13 protein-coding genes are annotated in these 19,338 nt (G+C 52.8%); 8 read left to right on the top strand and 5 right to left on the bottom strand.

Annotated elements, in window-relative coordinates; translation table 11 throughout:
* Window positions 1-15: 15 nt before the first annotated feature.
* Together C7T94_RS08640 and C7T94_RS08635 are read right to left on the bottom strand one after the other, a co-directional pair.
* The gene (locus C7T94_RS08640; protein ID WP_162618619.1) at window positions 16-1,275 is read right to left on the bottom strand and encodes a family 16 glycosylhydrolase; all 1,260 of its coding nucleotides are present in this window, start codon (window positions 1,273-1,275) and stop codon (window positions 16-18) included.
* 242 nt (window positions 1,276-1,517) lie between these two features.
* Complete coding sequence (locus C7T94_RS08635; RefSeq protein ID WP_107214972.1) at window positions 1,518-2,090, bottom strand: hypothetical protein; 573 nt, start codon at window positions 2,088-2,090, stop codon at window positions 1,518-1,520.
* Window positions 2,091-2,358: 268 nt separating this feature from the next.
* On the opposite strand from C7T94_RS08635, the gene C7T94_RS08630 reads away from it, so the two are divergent.
* From C7T94_RS08630 to C7T94_RS08605, 6 genes are all read left to right on the top strand, one after another.
* A complete protein-coding gene (locus C7T94_RS08630; protein WP_107214971.1) occupies window positions 2,359-2,931 on the top strand; it encodes an RNA polymerase sigma factor in 573 nt (190 codons plus the stop codon).
* A gap of 131 nt (window positions 2,932-3,062) precedes the next feature.
* Complete coding sequence (locus tag C7T94_RS08625) at window positions 3,063-4,130, top strand: FecR family protein (RefSeq protein ID WP_107214970.1); 1,068 nt, start codon at window positions 3,063-3,065, stop codon at window positions 4,128-4,130.
* A 217-nt stretch (window positions 4,131-4,347) separates the two neighbouring features.
* Window positions 4,348-7,572: a TonB-dependent receptor gene (locus C7T94_RS08620; RefSeq protein WP_107214969.1), complete on the top strand. Its 3,225-nt coding sequence runs from the start codon at window positions 4,348-4,350 to the stop codon at window positions 7,570-7,572.
* Between the two features lie 10 nt (window positions 7,573-7,582).
* Window positions 7,583-9,193: a RagB/SusD family nutrient uptake outer membrane protein gene (locus C7T94_RS08615; RefSeq protein WP_107214968.1), complete on the top strand. Its 1,611-nt coding sequence runs from the start codon at window positions 7,583-7,585 to the stop codon at window positions 9,191-9,193.
* Between the two features lie 41 nt (window positions 9,194-9,234).
* Complete coding sequence (locus C7T94_RS08610) at window positions 9,235-11,106, top strand: alpha-L-rhamnosidase-related protein (RefSeq protein WP_107214967.1); 1,872 nt, start codon at window positions 9,235-9,237, stop codon at window positions 11,104-11,106.
* 188 nt (window positions 11,107-11,294) lie between these two features.
* The gene (locus C7T94_RS08605) at window positions 11,295-14,069 is read left to right on the top strand and encodes a family 78 glycoside hydrolase catalytic domain (protein WP_107214966.1); all 2,775 of its coding nucleotides are present in this window, start codon (window positions 11,295-11,297) and stop codon (window positions 14,067-14,069) included.
* 82 nt (window positions 14,070-14,151) lie between these two features.
* On the opposite strand, the gene C7T94_RS08600 is transcribed toward C7T94_RS08605, so the two are convergent.
* Together C7T94_RS08600 and C7T94_RS08595 are read right to left on the bottom strand one after the other, a co-directional pair.
* On the bottom strand, window positions 14,152-14,931 hold the full coding sequence (locus tag C7T94_RS08600; protein ID WP_107214965.1) for a tryptophan-rich sensory protein: 780 nt from the start codon (window positions 14,929-14,931) through the stop codon (window positions 14,152-14,154).
* Between the two features lie 58 nt (window positions 14,932-14,989).
* A complete protein-coding gene (locus C7T94_RS08595; protein WP_204353249.1) occupies window positions 14,990-17,425 on the bottom strand; it encodes a TonB-dependent receptor in 2,436 nt (811 codons plus the stop codon).
* A 205-nt stretch (window positions 17,426-17,630) separates the two neighbouring features.
* On the opposite strand from C7T94_RS08595, the gene C7T94_RS08590 reads away from it, so the two are divergent.
* Window positions 17,631-17,969: a hypothetical protein gene (locus tag C7T94_RS08590; RefSeq protein ID WP_107214963.1), complete on the top strand. Its 339-nt coding sequence runs from the start codon at window positions 17,631-17,633 to the stop codon at window positions 17,967-17,969.
* A gap of 193 nt (window positions 17,970-18,162) precedes the next feature.
* On the top strand, window positions 18,163-18,510 hold the full coding sequence (locus C7T94_RS08585) for a nuclear transport factor 2 family protein (RefSeq protein ID WP_107216017.1): 348 nt from the start codon (window positions 18,163-18,165) through the stop codon (window positions 18,508-18,510).
* Between the two features lie 159 nt (window positions 18,511-18,669).
* Here C7T94_RS08585 and C7T94_RS08580 read toward each other — a convergent pair whose 3' ends face one another.
* A complete protein-coding gene (locus tag C7T94_RS08580; RefSeq protein ID WP_162618618.1) occupies window positions 18,670-18,969 on the bottom strand; it encodes a c-type cytochrome in 300 nt (99 codons plus the stop codon).
* Window positions 18,970-19,338: the final 369 nt, after the last annotated feature.

Here is a 19,338-nt window from a genome sequence, read left to right as displayed (position 1 = left end):
TGGTTTGGATATAGGTTACTGTTTGTTCAGATAAAAATCGTCTGCATAAGCCGTTCCGGCTTCCGGCTTCGAAATGTAAACGGTGGCCGAGGTTTGCTGCGCCCCGGTCGTGAAGGTAACCAGGCCGTGCTGGTACTTTTTGCCCGCTATCGGGGTTTCTGCCGGAGAACCACCGTAGTTCTTTACCCCGAGCAGCAAGGAAGGACTGCTGGTGTTGGTCCGGACATAGCCTCCAAACGTATAGGTTGTGTTGGGCAGAAGCCCGCCGATGGTCTGCGCTAAAATGGAAGCCCCGCCCTTCAGGCGAACCGCGCGACCTCCGCTACGGGCATGCGCCCTGACGACCTTTGCACCCGCTCCAGCCTGCCAGGGCCCCAGTCCGGCCTGCTCGAAGCCGGGGTTAGGCAGTTCCTGCTGTTTGTACACCCTGACCCAGTCTACCTTCATTTCAAAAGGAAGGTCTGCATTGTTCGCGGGTCCCGGCCAGCCCACAGCGCCGGCCTGGTTTAAAATGATATAAAACGGCCGGTCAAAAGGCCATTGTTTCGAACCCGCTGCAGTTTCCTTTTTGTAGGTATACTGGTGTTCGCCATTCACATAAAATTCAATCGACCCGGGGTTCCAGACAATGCCGTATGTATTGTAATCATCAGCATGGTAAGAAGCCTGGTGCGTAGCAGTACTGGCTCCTTTTTCGTTGGTTACCGCGCTGTTATGGATGGTTTGGTGCACGACATTTTCGTTGTTCACATGTTCCATGATATCGATTTCGCCACTGTTTGGCCAGCCACCATAGGCGGTTGGCAGTTCAGGCATCATCCAGATGGCCGGCCACGAACCCTTGCCTTTGCTGAAGCGTGCCCTGACTTCGATTTTGCCATAACGGATGCTGAACTTTGAGGATGTCATGATGCCGCCCGAATGGTAAGGAACTGCATCGCCGGCAATGATGGCATTGTCCATACGCAGCACCAGGTTGCCTCCGGCCTGGTAAACATAATCAGGCGATGAGGTGAGGTACCTGGTCCAGGCGGCTGATCCCCGCTCGCAATAGGTCCAGCTGCCTGCATTAAACTTGCCGGCCGACCTAAACTCGTCTGAAAACACCAATCGCCAGTCCGCAGCCGCGATCCTGCGGGCCGAGGTGTCGGCGACGGCTAAAAGTTTGCTTGCCCCAGGGCTTGGAAAACCGTTCGAAGCCTTTGCTTCTGAAACGGGGTGTGCGGCGAGCGCAAGGATCAGGCCGGACAGGATTAAAAGTTTTGAACCGTGCATTTGTGTGTGGTTTGGGTACTGCAAGGTAGCACCGGCCGGCGTACAAATGTGTTCGTTTTTGCCTGAAATTGGTTCAAAATAGTCTGAAATGACGGCCGGGGAGACTGCCATGCAGGCGGAATGGGTGCTGCGCCAAACCGGCCCGGCCTGCGCCACTGCCGAAGCGGGTTACCGGGCCATTGTTTAAAAGCTTCGAAGCGGTCTTCCGGGCAGCACAAGCCCGGCTTACATCAGCGTTCCCCTCAACTGGTCAACAGATAGACCAACAGCGCAAACAGCACAAGGCCGATGCAAAGCGGTTTCCAGATCGGTTTTGCACGGTATTTCGTTTCTTTGCCAATGTGGCGTTTCCAGAAGAACTCGTACATCAGCACCACACCAAGGCCGTTGATCAGGAAGGAACCGCCCAGGCCCGGGTTTAGGTCCAGGCTGTTGACTGCCGCGCCCGCAAAGACCGTATACAATAAGCCCACGGCGATGACCAACCAGCCCGATTTTCCGACCGTCCTGCAGTTCGCTGCCAGCATAAATGAGCCGAAAAGCACGGAGAACAAAATTGAAAATGCATAAATGGCTGATTGGGAATAAAACAGTGGGACCTCGGGATCGTCTACAACGTGCTCCTTTACTTCGTTGCTTTCTGCTATAGCAGTTTCCATGCATTCGGCTACGCCGGACGGTAAAACGGCACTGCGTTCCAGAAGAATTGCGTGGGCCAGCCGGACGGCCTCCTCTGTGTGTTTGTCCACATGCTGAATATAGTACAGCAGCTGGGCATCTGACTTCTCCGAAAGCCTGGCTTTGAGTGTGCGCATAGATTGACCAAAACTAAACAATCAATGCCGAAAATCCATACTAAGCAGTTACTGATCAGCCTGCGCAGGCATCTTGGCGTACAGGCCGGCAGACAGCGGTCTGACTTGCAGGGGCTTTTCCTCAGCGGCATGAAGATGAGGTGTTATCGGTTAGCGGGCGTAGGTCTTCCCTGACTGCAGCTGCCTGTGCTTCTGACGAAAATGCCCACATCGGTCGACCCTCTTCTTTTGGTTTACTTATTTTATTAGATTTGGTAAGAGCAAGCGGATGAAAATTTACCGGTCATGTACAGATAGTGAACTGATTAACCTGATCAAAGGATATGACCAGGCCGCATACAAAGAGCTGTACCAGCGTTATTGGTACCTGTTGTATAAGCATGCCAGAAAAATGCTGCACAATGAAGAAGAAGCAAAAGATGTGGTGCAGGACGTATTCACGACGCTGTGGAGCCGCGTGCCGGCCATCGAGATCAATACAGACGTTGCCGGTTATCTCTATGCCGCGACACGCAACAAAATCCTGAATCTTTTTGACCGCGGTCGGGTACAGCAAGTACACCTGAGCACACTGCCCCACCCCATCAGTGCTGCCGAAAGCAAGACCGACTACCTGCTAAGGGAGCGTGAGCTGGCTGCGCTCATCGAGCAGGAAATAGCCAGGTTGCCACAGAAAATGCGCTGTGTTTTTGAATTAAGCCGCAAAGATAACCTGAGCCACAAGGAAATTGCGGCTCAACTCGACATTTCAGACAAAACGGTTAAAAAGCAGATCGTAAAAGCCATCAAAGTGCTGCGGCTCAGGCTCGGACCTTTATATCATTTATTCTCCTTTCTGTAATACGATGGCACCGATCTGTGCGCAGCGGTTCGCCGGGATCCGGCAGGCCGGACTTTTTTTTCATCCGGGGTACTCCCAGGCCCGGACCTCCCTGTCTTACTTTATAACCAAGATCAAAGACCATCGCCTGCATGGAACAAAAAAATTTAGAACAACTCATAGCCAGATACCGTGCAGGCCGCTGTAACGCAGAGGAACGCGCAACCGTAGAGGACTGGTACCTGCAACATGCAAAAAAACAGCGCGATGAGCTGCCCGAATACAACTATGAAACTGTCGAGGCCGAAATTTGGAGCCGGATACAGGCAAAAAACCGCAGGCCGGGTCGCTCCACGGCCTGGTACAAATGGGCGGTTGCCGCGATGGTTGTGGTGGTTGCAGGTCTGGGTGTCTATCGTTTTGACATCGGTCAGGACCGGTTGCGGGCGCCCGGCGATGTGATGCCGGGAAAAACACGCGCTGAGCTGGTCCTCGCCAATGGCGACCGGATCGAATTGGATGCCGCACAAGACGGCCGGCATACAGACGACCTGAAACCGGGGGATGCGGTTCAAGGCTACCGGACCATTGCCACCCCGCGGGGCGGCCAGTATCATTTCCAGCTTCCCGATGGCAGCAGGGTCTGGCTCAATGCTTACTCCTCCCTAACCTTTCCGGCCAGGTTTACCGGCAAAGAGCGCAAGGTTTTATTAAAGGGTGAAGCCTATTTCGAAATCGCGCACAACAAACTGAAGCCTTTTCGCGTACGTACGGCATCGCAGGAGATTGAGGTGCTCGGTACCCGTTTCAACGTTTCGTCTTACCGAGACGAAGGCACCAGCAAAGTCACCTTGCTGCAGGGCAGTATAAAGGTTTCAGAGTATCATTCCCGCCAGATCCGGCTGCTCAGCCCGGGGCAGGAACTCGCCGCATCGCCCGGCGGTACAGTAATTAAGGAGGTCAATGCCCGGGAAGCCATTGACTGGAAGCTCGGGTATTTCAGTTTTCACGACGAAGACATCCGTTCAGTGATGCAAAAGGTCAGCCGCTGGTATGACGTTGATGTTGTTTACCGTGGTCCTGTGCCCGACGGTGGCCTGGAGGGAACCATTTCCAGGTCACAAAATCTTTCGAAAGTACTCGAGATGCTCCAGGCAACAGGCCTTGTACACCTGGAGTTTTCCGCAGGAAAAATTATCGTACGTGCAGCCAATCCCTAACCAAGCCAACGCTAACCAAATATAAACAACTAACTCCCTAACCATGACAACATAAAGAAAGCCCGTATCGAAGTTGGCAGCGGCCAACATGCTTTTTTCAGAAAAAACGCGAAGGTGTTCCAGCACCTTCACGTTTCAAAAGTTTGGGTCATCCCAGCTTGAGACTGAAAATCAACAGCATAGCTAACAATCTATTGTAACCCAAACAAACAAAAGTATGAATTTTAATGCTTTGAACAGCAAGGCCTGTGTTCCGCATGCCCCCATCCGAAAACTCATCTTGATCATGAAGATAACCACACTACTGGTATTTATGGTGTTCTCGCAAATCAGGGCCGAAGTAAACGCCCAGGTCAGCATCTCGATGAAAAATGCCCCCATTAAAAAGGTAATGGACAGTTTTCACAGCCAGACCGGTTATGAATTTCTCTTTGTCAGCGAGCTGCTTGCAGACGCGCAGCCCGTAACGGTCGAACTGAAAAATGCATCAGCCGAGCAGGCGCTCGAAAAGATATTCAGGAACCAACCTTTTACCTATCGGATTATAGACCGCACGATTGTCATCAGGCCGGTATCCGGCAAAGCCGGCGCATCCAAACAAGACAGCTCTTTCAGCCTGAAGGGTCGTGTGTTTGACAGTGCAGAGCCACCGCATGCCCTGGCCGGGGCAAATGTTGCGCTGAAAGGCTCCAGCGTACGGACCAGTACCGATGAAAATGGAAATTTTGAAATTCCGGTCAGGCGTAACCAAATCCTGCTGGTCACGTTTACCGGCTTCAAACCCCGCGAATATGCAGTAACAGGGCCAAAAAACAACATCACAATTTCGCTGGAAGAAGAAGTAACACTTATGAATGAAGTGGTTGTAACAGGCTATGGCGAGCAAAAAGTCAAGACCCTGGCCAGTTCATTCAGTTCGATGAACATCAAAGCAAACGTAAGCAACAAGCCGATCACCCAGCTTTCGCAATCGCTGCAGGGCGGTGTCACGGGCATCACCGTCAGGCAGGGAAGCGGCTTGCCGGGCGGCGACGGCGCGAATATTCTCATTCGGGGCATCTCGACCATTGGGTCAACTTCTCCCCTTGTCCTGGTAGACGGCGTGCCGTTCAACATCAATGATGTGGACCCGAATACGGTTGAATCGATTAACGTCTTAAAAGACGCAGCAGCGGCCTCGGTTTATGGGGCACGAGCGGCCAATGGCGTTATCCTGATCACGACAAAACGGGGTGTCCCGGGAAAGGTGGTCATTGCGTATGATGGCTACGGGGGCTACCAGCGGGCATCCTTTCTTCCCGAGTTTGTCGATGGCCCCACTTACCTGAGGCTCGCCAACGAAGCCAGTATCAATACCGGCGGGGCGCAACTGTATTCAGACGAGTACATCAGCAATACTGCAGCCGGGACCGACCCGCTAAAATATCCGAACACAGACTGGTCAGAATTGATTCTTAAGAAAAACCCGGAGATACACAGCCATTCGCTCGCAGTTTCAGGCGGAAACGAACTGGCCAGGTTTGCCGTATCGGGCAACTACCTGTACCAGGACGGCATTACACCGCTGCGCGATTTTACAAGGTACTCGTTCCGGGCCAATACGGGTGTAACCTTGAGTAAACAGCTGTCCATGCTGCTCGACCTGGTGTTACAAAACGGTGTCAACCAGAGTGAAATAAGCCGGTTTGGTTTTGGCAACCCGCTGTTGCGCGGCGTGTACAGTACGCCACCGAACATAGTACCGAAATACCCCCTTCGCGCCGACGGCCTGCAATCATACGGGAACTTCGGCGACATGCAGAACCCCCTTGCCGAGGTAGAACGCGGCGGCTATGCACGCTACAATTACAACATCGCCAACATCAATTTTCAACCGATCTGGAAAATTACGCCCGAGCTGAAGGCCCGCGGCCAATACCTGTACAAGGTGAACAGCGGCGGCAGCCTCAGCAACCGCGACGTGTACAGTTTTATCGACTATTATACGAACGCACTGCAGTATACCTACTCGTCAATCAAAACGCAGAGCACGAACCGCAACAGCTACAATTATCTCGCCCTTAACCTGGAATACACCAAAGAATTTGACAAGCATTCTGTCTATGCACTTGGGGGCTTCAGCCGCGAATCGTCGGGCATCACCAATTTTGATATCGTTAACCTGGCCTCCTACTTCGTGAAAGCCAACTATGTGTACAATGACCGGTACATTATTGAAGGTACGATCCGCACCGATGGTTCTTCGCGGTTTGGTCCGGGTCAACAATGGGGAGCCTTCCCTTCTGGTGCCATAGGCTGGAACATCGGGAACGAGGATTTCCTAAAAAATTTGAAGTTTGTTCAGAAGTTTAAGCTCCGCGCGTCGTATGGCTTGCTGGGAAATAATGAAAATGCCCAGCTTTATCAGTATCAAAGTTTAATTGACGCCAACAACGGCCGGCAGACCACCCTGGGTAATCCGGCCATTACCTGGGAAACCGTAAAAATGGTTGATATCGGCGCAGACCTGACCCTGTTTAACAACCTGAACATCACCGCAGACTGGTTCGATAAAACGACACAGGACATTTTGCTGAGTCCGGCGCTGCCCCTTTCGTCAGGTTTTGGCCTGACCGTTCCGGTTAACTCGGGGAGTGTGAAAAATACCGGCTGGGAGCTGGCGCTGAACTATACGCATGCCTTTGCCAACGACTTTAACCTGAGCGCCGGCGGCGGCTTCTCCTATTACAGAAATAAGGTTGTGACATTGCTTGGCGGTCCGTACACCTTCAATTTGAAACGCATTGCCGAGGGTCAGCCGATCAGCAGTTATTACCTGTACCGGACCGACGGTTTGTTGCAGGAAACCGATATAGCCGCCAATGTTCCCCGGCTGGCCGGCTCGGGAGCGGGTGATATCAAATATCTTGACCTGAATAAGGATGGCGAGATCACCGAAGCAGACCGCGAATTGCTTGGCAATTCAGAACCTCAGGGCAATTACTTCGCCAACCTGACGCTTAACTACAAGGGAATCGAACTCGAAACGCAGTTAAATGGGTTTACAAACAGCCTGGGCTATTATTCAGGCCGCTACCAGATGGCGACAACCAATACGAGTACGGGTGGCACGCCCATGCGCTACCAAACCGATTACTGGACGCCTGCGAACACGACGGCGCGTTTGCCACGAATTTTACCCACGGCCGGCACCAACGCGCTGGCCTCTGACTTCTGGCTGTTCAACGCCGCCTTCTGCCGCATCCGGTATATCCAGCTCGCTTACAACTTTCGCCAGGATTTCGTCAGAAAGATGGGCCTGTCGAGCCTGAGGGTATTCGTCAATTCGCAAAACCCCGTAACGTTCAGTAAAAACCGGCTGCTTGACCCTGAGACACAGGGCGACGAGGGGACCTATCCCCTCATGCAGATCAATACCGTCGGATTAAACGTCAAATTCTAACAGACAAAACATGAAAAATATTTATATCATCTTTCTGGTAGGCCTGCTGGCTGCCAGCGGCTGCCAGAAAAATTTCCTGAAACAGGACAATCCAACCGGCGTAACCGACGAACTCTTCTGGAACACCGAAGACCAGCTGCGCAACGCGCTGGCTACCGTTTACGATGCCCTTCCGAGCGGCACGTACCAATACCAGGCCAACACCAAAATTTCATTCAGCGGGATGACAGACGACGCCGTATGGAACGCGAATTTTTACAATGAGATTCCGACGATTGCACTGGGCAACGGCAATCCGTCTATGAAGCAGGAGACACTCGGCGTACCAACCAACGCCATTATGCCTATATGGCGCGATAATTTTTTCGCCATCCGCGCAGCCAACCGCTTCATAAAATATGCGCCAAAAGCCTACATCGAGCAGTCGCTCAAATCGAACTATATTGCACAGGCCCGTGCGCTGCGTGCTTATTACCACCTGGACCTCTTGTTGCTTTATGGCGAAGTACCGGTGATGAGAGATATCATGGAGCCTGCAAATCCCGGCTTGCCGAAAAGTACGCGGAAAGAAGTGGTAGATTTTATCGTCTCGGAGCTCGAGCTGGCTGCAGCCGAGCTACCCGCCACGGCCAGTCAACGCGATCCCGCGGCCATTACAAAAGGTGCCTGTTACACGATGCAGGCCGAAGCATTACTGAACTCGGGCCGTTACACTGAAGCGGCACTGGCCTGCAAAAAGGTAATCGCCCTGGCCGGTGAAGGCGTTTACGCTTTGCATCCTAAATACGAGCAGTTGTTTACTTACGCGGGCCAACTCAACAAGGAAAGGATTCTGTTTAAAGCCGGCGGTATGCGTGAAGGGTACGGCAGGCTGGCGCCCGCGGGCGCAGGCGGCACGACCAACCTCAGCCCCACGGCAGCCCTGGTCAATTCGTATGAAACCAAACAGGGCTTAACGCTGGCCGAGCTGAGCGATGCGGAAAGGACAAACTATATTTTGAATCCGAACTTTAACAACAACCGCGACCCGAGGCTGTCAGCCACCATCCTCTACCGCGGCGCAGATTATTTCGGTGTACTCGACCCGTTCAATAATTCCGCCTCGAACGCCAACCGGCTCGGCGCTTCCAATTCGACCCGAACAGGTTACTGGGTCAAAAAATACCTGGATGCCGGCGACCGTTACAACCAGTACGGGAGCAGGTTGGATTATGTGCTGTACCGCTATGCCGATGTCCTGCTGATGTATGTCGAGGCCCTGGTAGAAGATGGCAAATGGACAGACCCGGATGTGGCTTCCAGCCTGAACCAGATACGCAGGCGCGCCGAAATGCCCGAGATCAATACCACTAAATACAACTCCCAGGAAAAACTGCGCGAGCTTTACAGGCGCGAGCGCAGGGTTGAACTTGCTTTTGAAGGCCGGCGTCTATATGACATCAGGCGGTGGCGAATTGCAGACCAGTTAATGAACGGAGTTGTGTACGGCGCGACCAATCCGCAGACCAACCAACCCGTCATTGTAGAAAGCCGGAAATTCAGCAGCAAGGATTGGCTCTGGCCCATACCGCAGGTAGAAATTGATCAGAATAAAAACATGGTGCAGAACCCAGGTTATTAATCAGGCAGTCACAAGGGCATTACGCCCATAAAGAAAGAAACATGAATTCCGGAAGAAGAAAATTTATCAGGCAAAGCAGCCTGGCGGGCATGGCATTGGTCGGCTCAAAAGCATTAAAAATCCTCCCGGCCGACACCGGTTACGCCTTTGAGTCGGCCTATCTTAAGTTGAGGGCGCACGAAAATTATCCCAGGTTAACCTACCTGGCCACAGACAGCCTGGGCGAAGGCGATTTTCTGACAAACAGCCTGCTGCGGCTGCCTGAAGTGAAAGAACCTGCATTTCAGACAAAGGTCGGCGGGAACCAGATCAGCTACCTGGGAGGCAACCAGCCGCAGCCGCAGTGGAGCATCTCCTGTCACACAAAAACCATATGGATTACCAGCAATCGTTCTGCAGGGCAAGATCACCAGGTCTCCTTCAGCATTGTGATGGCCCAGAAGGCCAACCATTGCACCGTATTGGGTTCACTCGATAGTCAGGGGCAGATGGCCCTGCCCTGTATCCTTCACTTTCCCGGAATGGGCTCGCTGAAGATCAGTTGCGCCACACCGGGTGTAAAGATCGGTTACGATGCGCTCAACGACGCCGGAAGGGCTGCCGCGAACCCATATGTTTCGGTTACGCTCCCACCAGCCAACGACGACCAGACACGTGTATACAAGTTTGAATCTGTTGCCATTTACCCGGCTATCGGCCAACTGAACGCGGAGCCGCGGCTCAAGGGCGTTAAGCGTGATCTGCTAAACATCTTCCAGCTCAATCCCCGCCGGAACATCCTGGCCAACAACTCAGGCAGTGACAATTGCGTGTTCACCGTATACCTTTATGCAGAGGCCGCCCGGCGCTGCCCGGACCTGTTCGAGGGCTTCCCGGCCATGAACCTGGTTCGCGACACCCTGAACCGTTATCTGGACGGCTATTCCGGCTACGGTTTTAGCGGTCATCCGGGCTGGATCAGCAAGTACCACTCGCTTGACAGCTATCCCTCACTGATCATCGCCGCCTGTCATTACATCAGCCACACCAATGACCGCAACTGGGGGCTTAAGAATTATAAAGCCATAAACGCCTGGGCAGACGCGATGATGCAGCTGGACAAAAATGGCGACGGCCTGATTGAATACGGCTACTCTGGCAACGCAGGCAGTTGGCGCGGCGAGTTCAGGCGCCCCGCCAATTGGTGGGACGCCATCGGATTCGGGCATGACGATGCCTACTCCAACGCCCTGGCGTACCGGGCGCTTTACCTGCTATCGGCCGTATCGCATCAGCTCGATGACCGGCCAGGCGCAGAACGCTACAGGAAACTGGCTCAGAAACTAAAGGGCGCATATTATAAAGCCTTTTTTAATCAAGGCACCGGCTTGCTCGCGGGCTGGCGCAGCGAAGACGGCAAATTGCACGACTATGCTTTCACTTTCGTAAACAGCATTGCCGTAACTTACGGGTTGTTATCAAATAAGCAGAGCCGCGGCGTCATGAACGCGCTGCTCGCGAAGATGGCACAGGTTGGTTACACAAACTTTAAACTTGGTTTACCGGGAAACCTCATTGCCGTCAGAAGCGAAGATTACACGCATCCCGATAAGCGCTGGGGCTACGGTGAAAAGGAAGACGGATCTGACGGTTTCCAGATCTATGAGAACGGTGGTGCATCAGGCTGTTTTGCTTTCTATACCCTGAAGGCCCTGATGAAAACGGGCAAAAAAAAGGAAGCGGAAGACATGCTGCTGCAAATGATGGATGCTTTTTCAAATCGGGAATTTCAGGGACAGTGCGCCGGTTCAAAAATGTCCAGAGACTGGAAAACCTGGAACGGTGAATGCTGGGGCTATGAAGGCTTCCTCGTAGATAATTACCTCACCTTGTACGCTGCTGTGGATTTTTACGGCGGCAAAAACCTGGACTAGGCGACTTAAGAGGCTGCGGCTGACGCTCGGGCCTCCCGACCTGGCTGCCGGCCGCCACCCGGGGTGGAGGGACTATCGGCGAAGGCATGGCATCACGCTCGATATCGAATATATACGTAATTTTTAACATGTTTGTCTGGTTTCTCGATGACCTGACACCTACCCAACCTTAAACCATTGAAACGCAGATGAAGACCATACTCCTTTTTGCGCTGCTGACCGTTTTCTGCAACGGGTTTGCACAGGTGCCGCCCCTACACGCGGTTCCGGTTAACCTGACCTGTAATTACCGCAGCAGCCCCATCGGCCTCGATGAGCGGCAACCCCGCCTGAGCTGGAACATACAGGCGGCCGCCCGAAACTGGCACCAACGGGCCTATCAAATCATGGTTGCCACCGATTCGGCCGGCCTCCTCAGCAGCAAGGCCGTTATCTGGAACAGCGGCAAAGTCCAGTCAACGAGAAACCTCCACGTGAAATATGCCGGCAGCCCGCTCCGTTCTTTCATGAACTGCTGGTGGCGCGTGCGTGTGTGGGATGCCGCAGGGAAAATATCGTCGTGGAGTGCACCGGCCTACTGGAAAATGGGCGTGCTTGAACCGGCACACTGGAAGGCGCAATGGGTTGCCTCGAACCTGGAACTAAAAGCCTATCAGGTCGCGCTCCGAAGCCTGCCCGACTTCGATATGGAACCCGAGACATCCATATGGCGGCGGGCCGATTCGATACGCAAGCATGTGCGGGTGCTCGATACGGCGCAGGCTGTCCACATGCGCAGGGTTTTTACCACTTCAAAAAAGATCAGGAGAGCGACGGCTTACGTTTGTGGTCTGGGTCTGCACGAACTCTACCTGAACGGCAGGCGGGTTGGCAAGGAATACCTGAATCCGGCCCACACCGACTACCAAAAAACGGTATTTTACAATACGTATAACGTAACCGCTTACATTAAGACGGGTCGTAATGCCCTCGGCGTAATCCTGGGCAACGGCTGGTACAATGGGCTGGTACCGCATGCCCTGCGCTTTTACACGGCAGACTACATCGATCCTCCCAAGCTCATGATGCAGCTGCGCATCGAATACGCTGACGGCTCTGTCAAATTGGTCGGGACTGACAAAAGCTGGCAGTACACCACCCGCGGCCCGATCTATTACAATGACATACTCAGCGGTGAAAGTTATGACGCCCGCAGCGAAATGCCGGGATGGAGCACCCCCGGCTATGCAGCCACGAACTGGGAAAAATGCCTGGCTGCCAGCGCGCCTTCCGGAAAATTGGTCTCGCAGCAACTTTATCCGGTGACGAAAATCCGGACTGTTCCCGCAGTGAGCGTTAGCCGGCAAGGGCAGGGATTCCGGTTCGACCTCGGGCAAGACCTCAGTGGCTGGGTCAGGCTCAGGGTCCATGGCAAGCGGGGACAACAGGTCAAAATACACTATTTAGGCTCGGGCGGGCATACCCTCGGTCGCTACCAGACACACTACTATATCTTAAAGGGTGGCCGGGAGGAATGGTACGAACCGCGTTTCAGCTACAATGGTTTCAGGCTGATCGAAGTTGAGGGTCTGGACTATAGTCCTGAGTGCTCAGATGTGCAGGGCGTGCTCGTGGCTACAGAACTGAAGAAAACGGGCACATTTGCCTGCTCCAACGATAAGCTGAACCGGCTGCAGCAAACGTTGCTGAACACCATTGATAACTTCGTACTGCATATCCCGAACGATCCAACCCGCGAAAAAGCCGGCTGGCTGCAGGATACCCAAAACGGCTTCGATGTAAACGCATACAACTATGACGTGGCCTCCATGTACCGCAAATGGCAACGTGACTTCAACGACATTGCGTTCGACAACGGTTATGTACCGCCGGTTGCACCCGGCAGGTTTGCCGGGCCCTCGATCAACGGTCCGTGGTGGGGTGGTATGATCTTGTATAATGTTGCCATGCTGCACCACTATTACGGCGACGAAGATATTATCAGGGAAAGTTATGCGCCTATGAAGCGGTGGATGGCCTACCTGCAATCGATCTCGAAAGACCATGTCGTTGAATGGGGCCTTGGCGAGTGGATGGAACCTGCTGCCGCACCCGATGGCCGGCCTACGACCACGCCTGTGCCCTTGACATCGACCGTTGCCTATTACTTTTACGCATGCAAAATGGCTGAATTTGCACGGCTGCTGGAGAAGCCTGATGACGTAAGCTATTTCACGGATCTGGCCAAAGACATCAAAACAGCATATAACCGACGGTTCCTGGACGCGGCGACCGGCCGTTACGCACTGGGAAGCCAGGCAGGTCAGCTCATGTCCCTGCGCTACGGACTCGTGCCCGATGACAAACGGGGGCTGGCCCTGGAGCGCCTGCGCGAATACATTGCCAAACAGAACGGGCACCTATCGACCGGTTTCGTCGCGACGCCCGTTCTGCTCACCACGTTATCAGACCTGGGCATGGGAAAAGAGGCTTATGCAATGGCGACCAAAGAGGACTACCCCGGCTGGTTTGACATGGTTTTCAATAAAGGTAATTCAGTACTGAAAGAGGCCTGGAACGGCGGGCTTGTACAGATGCCTTCTTTAGCAGGCCCGATCGGACACTGGTTCTACCATTCACTGGCCGGCATCCAACCTGCTCCGGGTGCACAGGCATTCGGCCGCATCGTGATCAAACCCACGTTTATATCGGAACTTTCGTGGGTCGAGGCCAGCTACCAGTCGGCCGGCGGAAAAATTTTTTCACACTGGAAGCACAGCAACGACCGGTACGAGATAAGGGTTACCATACCCGCCAATACAACGGCCCTGGTTTATTTGCCGGCGGGTAGTCCGGATGGCGTCACGGAAAGCGGAACCGCTTTAAACACACATAAGGAAATCAGCATCAGGGGCAGCTCGGCGAACGAAACGGTGCTTGCGCTTGGCTCAGGATCGTATCGGTTCAGCATGCCGGCGCGCTAGCAGGCACGTGGTGTCTTGCAACTGCTGGTAAATTTTGCTTTAATGGGTATGCAGTTTGCAATGGCCAGATAAGTAAAATGGCTCAGGAGCCCTGCCGGCGTTCCAGCTGCCCACCCTTTAATGCAGTAAGGACGACGAAAATTGCAATGATCAAAGCAGTTCCGTAACAGGCGTATACCACCTGCCTGGCCTCGCTCCGACCCGCATTTGCTACGGCAATGGCAATGACCGCCCAGATGCCCACCAGCCCATAGGCCAGCAGCCTGCGCGTGCGAACAACCAGGATGTTAACCAGACCCGCCACGCAGACCATCACAATTGCCCAGGTCGCCGCCGGAATACCCCAGCCATCCCAGCCTTCTTTGGTCAGGTAAGCAGCAATATTTGCGATCATGGCCACCGATATCCAGCCAAAATAAATTGAGAACGGCCAGTGGACCAGCAAACGGCGCCTGAACGGCTCGGCTGCATTTCCTATGCCAGCATTCCGCACAATTTTAAACAGCGAAATAAAAAGGATAATCATGATCAGCACAGACAGCGCCGTATAGTCGTAAAGCCAGGCAAATATCCACATGGAATTGGCTGCGCATGAAATCACGAACCACCAGCCTATTCTTGAAACAACCGCCCGGTCTGGATCTGTTTTGCTCGTCCAATTAAACACAATAAAGCCGGCGAGCGACAGATAGATCAAACCCCAGATCGAAAAAGCGTACCCGGCAGGTGTAAAATAATTATCGTATCGGGCAGATACGCTTCCCATGGTATTGCCGTTCAGCAATCCGGTATTGGAAAGGTAATTGATTGCGATCGTGATGATCAATGCTGCTGTGTTGCCTATTGCAAGTACTTTTTTCATGCTTAGTCCTCCTCATTTATAGGGCATAGCAGCGATCCCTGCCGGCTGCCATCCTTTTTTAAAACTCAAATATGAACCCAAATGATGGAATCAGGTTACCCGATGTCGTGTTCAGGATGGTCGGGATCGCGTTCGACCCGTCGGCCCGCAATGCTGTACCATCAGTCGTTAAAAACGCACTGTTATCTTCAGTTCGCCTGAAGGTATACTTGGGAAAATTCTCATTTTGACCCTTGGCGATGTTCTGAATATCCAGGTATATATTTAGCGCAGTTTTTCTGAAATTAAACCGTTTGTCTACCCGGAAATCAATCTGGCTGAAAGCGGGAAGCCGCTCGGTGTTTAGCCGGCTGTAATCGGCAACGCCTGTACCCAGGGCATAATAACTGGCTTGCGAGCGCTGAAGATCAAACGGGGTGTACGGCGATCCGCCCGAATAGCGGTATTTCAAACCCAGGTCCCAGTTGCGTTTAAGTTTGTAACCGAGCGTGACCGACAACAGGTGGCGGTTATCCCAGGATGAAGAGACCAGGTTGCCATCAAGTCCGGAAAATTTGCTGATCACATAGGTATAACTGGCTACATAAAACAGCTTGTTCACCAGTTTTTGCTGCACAAAAAACTCTGCACCATATGTTTCCCCGTCGCCGGAACTCAGCACGGCTTCGCTCCCCACCGATGCATATTCAGCGCCCTGGTTGGCCAGCGAAATGCCATTGTTTACCGAGACCGGGTAATTCCGGTATCGCTTGTAAAAAGTTTCGACGGTAAACCTCAGGTCATTCCTGGGCAGAAACTGCGTGCCCAGCACGTAATGTGTTGACTGGATATACTTTGAACTTCTGTTCACAGCCACACCGCTGTTGTCGAGATAACCGAGAATGGTATAAGGCGGAATTTTAAAATAAGTGCCTGCAGATGCATTGATATCCCATTTCTCATTTAGGTGGTATGACAGGGAAAGCCTGGGCGATAACGTTTTAAGCGGGTTGTTGCCCGTAGCGGTAAACGTGTTCAGATCAGTCCTCAACCCGCCCGAAACCAGTAGTTTTTCATTGAACAGGTTTTTGGAGGCCTGTGCAAATGCACCATATTTCCAGAAATCAATGGCGTTGCTGAACCTGATTTCGCGCCGCGGCTGCGCCTGACTACCGGACCCACCTGTTGTACCGGCAGAAACGACATTGAACAGGTCGCCGGTATAGCCGACAAGCTGCGCACTGACGCCTGCGGCAAGGCGCCAGCCGTTCACAAACTCATTGATATCGAACCTGAACTTGTTTTCGGTTTCCCGCGACTGCACCCGCAGCGTGCGCCGGCTTTCGTCCTGTACCTGGTCTTCAAATTTATCGAGGCTATTGTCGAACGCATTGCGGCTGATCGTGAAATTCAGGTAGCCGTTCTCGATCTGGTGATTCAGGTTAAAGCCCGCCGTATAATTCCATTGGTTGATGTAAGGTGTAGACCGAAGCACATAGGTATTTTCGGGAGTAGATTCCCGCGTTGCGGCGAAATTGAACCGGTCTATGGCACCGAGACCAATGGCAGTCAGTTTGGTGCGCGGGCTGAACTGGTGCACTACTTTATATTGAAAATCTTCGAAATTCGGCCTGATAGGCAGGTCGATCAGTTTAAACAGAAAGCCGAGGTAAGACTTGCGCGCCGAAGCCAGGAAGGTAGTGTTTTTAGACAGCGGGCCCTCTAGCGTCAGCGCCGTCTCGGTAAAACTCACCCGTGCATTGCCTGAAAACCGTTCGGAATTACCTTCGCGCTGCCTGATCACGAAGGTCGACGCCAGCGGGTTGTCATAACGTGCATCGAAAGCAGAAGAAGTCAATTTCAGGCTTTCGATAAAGGATACGTTCAAAATGCCTTGTGCGCCACCCGAGCTGCCTTGCGTCTGAAAGTGGTTCAGCACGGGTATCTCGATCCCATCCAGGTAGTACACATTTTCGTTCGGCGCGCCACCGCGAATAATGATATCATTCCGTTCGCCAACGCCATTGCTAACGCCCACACCGGGAAGGGTTTGTACCACTTTTGAGACATCAAAATTGCCGCCGGGACTGCTTCTGATTTCTTCTGTGGTAAGTTGCTGGACGGAAAGCGGGGTGACCAGATCGGTTGCCACCGCAGATTTGCCGCGCTTGAAGCTAATGTTCACATCCTTGAGGGTGTTGGCCTGCGGCTGGAGGTAAAAATTGACCAGTTGCGGGCTCCCGCTGCCGACTACGATGTTGTATTTCAGCTGCGTCACGTAACCGACACTGCTGGCAGAGATAATGTAGGTACCCACAGGAATGGTGAGCCGGAAACGGCCGGCGGTGTCGGTGGTAGTTGTGGCCACTGAGTCGCCCGCCGAAATGGTAGCGCCTGACAGCGGTTTACCGGTATTGACATCCTGGAGGGATCCTGTAATCAGGCCGTTCTGCTGTGCAAAGACCGGCATCCTGAATAAAAAGAAAAGGAGAAAAATGAAGTAGTTTATTTTCAATGCAAATGGTAGTTAGAATGAGCCGCGAAGTTAAGGGTTCAGGCCGCTTGCCCGGCGAAATTAAGTAATAAAGTAAATACAGGCTCTGACAGGCATTACGCTGAAGTTAACAGTAAAAATAAGATCCCGGCTTGCGGCAACAGCACCCGGTCAACTCCGTAAATCATCCCATTGGCTGTCACAACATTAGCCTGCAAAATAACAGATGCCGAGGCGTTTTGTTTCCTTTTACTTTTGCTCTGCCACCAGCGCCTCCTGTCAGGGTCGTACCATTCGCAATAGCCTCGGTCAGGTCGCCGGAAACGATGCGGCCGGGAACTGCCCGGGCGATAAAAACACCGCGAGAACGGCACATGTAAACTGCAGGCCAGAGCGTTCAATTAGCGGCCGTTTCCGCACCTGCGACTTTATTTACCGGGCTTATCTGCGTTCGTATGACCGCTTGGCAAAAACCGCGCTGATCAGAATGAAAGGTATGCCGATATTGAGGTGGCTGATCGAAAGCGGAGTCGTAGAGCTGGCGGCAGACGCAAAAGACAACTGAAGCCGGACCGCCCACAAGGCTTAAAGGACAAAACGATTGACGCGAGCCGGCACATGATCCGTTGGAAGGGTCGCCGCCGGGCTTTCATTGTGAAGGAGCCCCAGAAGAAAACCCCCTTGGCAGCGGAAAACACTTTAAGCTTCTGATTGTTGTACGAAGCGGTTGCGCTCCGGCGCATCAAATTAAAAAAACCATGAATCTGAACAACAAAGAAATACTGGAAAAAGCGAATGCAGCTATAACTGCAGGCGAGTATGAGGACTTTCTCTCCTGCTGCACCGATGATACCCTGTGGACATTTGTCGGCGATCAGACCCTGCACGGAAAAGAAGCCGTTCGGCAATACATGGCTGCTGTATATGTGGAGCCCCCCCGGTTTATGGTCCGGAACCTGATAGCTGAAGGCGACTTTGTTACAGCCATCGGACAAATCAGCCTGAGAAACCAGGAAGGGACAATGACCGATTACACCTATTGCGATGTCTGGCGGTTTCGGGACGGCAAGATGGCAGAACTGCAGGCCTTCGTTATCGAGGCATAAACGTGGGCTTCGGCCTGTGGTTGGTTACAGTGCCAACGCTGCGTTTAAAAAAGCTGCGCCGGCTGCAACTGCAATGCTCCTGCTCGCAAGAGATTGTGCCGGCAGCAGTCTTTAGACCGAGACGCCCACCGCCTGGTTTTTCGATATAAGATACGCCGGCTACTTTCTCAAGGTCTTCACATAGGTCGCGACGGCTGCAATCTGCCCGGGTGTCAGGACCTTTCTCCACTTCGGCATAAACCATTTGCCGTTGGTAATGATGTCAGCCAATTCACTGTCATTAATGGTGCTCACCTTCAGGTTGCCGGCTCCCATTCTGCCCAGCGTTCCGTCGGCTCCATGACACCGCACGCAGTTGTTCTGAAAGATCATTCTTCCGTTTTCCAACTGAGTCTTTGCCTGCTGAGCGCTGGCGCTCATGACGCCGCAGCAGGCCACAAGCAAAATCATTTTTTTCATACTTTTTTCTTCAAAAGTACCGCTGCTGTGGGAGCTGGAATAGAAGGAACCCGTCAAAGATAAAGAGGCCGTTTCAGGTATCCGGCTGGCAACCTGTCCATCTGTGCGTGCAGCGCAAACTGGAAATTAGGATCTGACGACCCTGCACCATAGCAACGTGACATCGCCCCTCGGCAACCAAGCTCTGACCATATCCTGGATGGGTTTTATTACTGAGATTAGATATTTATCCGGATAATGAGTAATTTTATTAACTTAAGTTGGTAACTTTACAAAAGTTACCAACTTTGCAGGACTCGAATTATATCCAGGCATCAACGGGTGAAAATTTGGCTTACGTTCCCGCAGCCGGATCGCACTTGCCTTTTC

This window comes from Pedobacter yulinensis (assembly GCF_003029735.1).
GTDB classification, from domain to species: Bacteria; Bacteroidota; Bacteroidia; order Sphingobacteriales; family Sphingobacteriaceae; genus Pedobacter; species Pedobacter yulinensis.
This window is presented reverse-complemented; position numbering and strand designations above follow the sequence as displayed.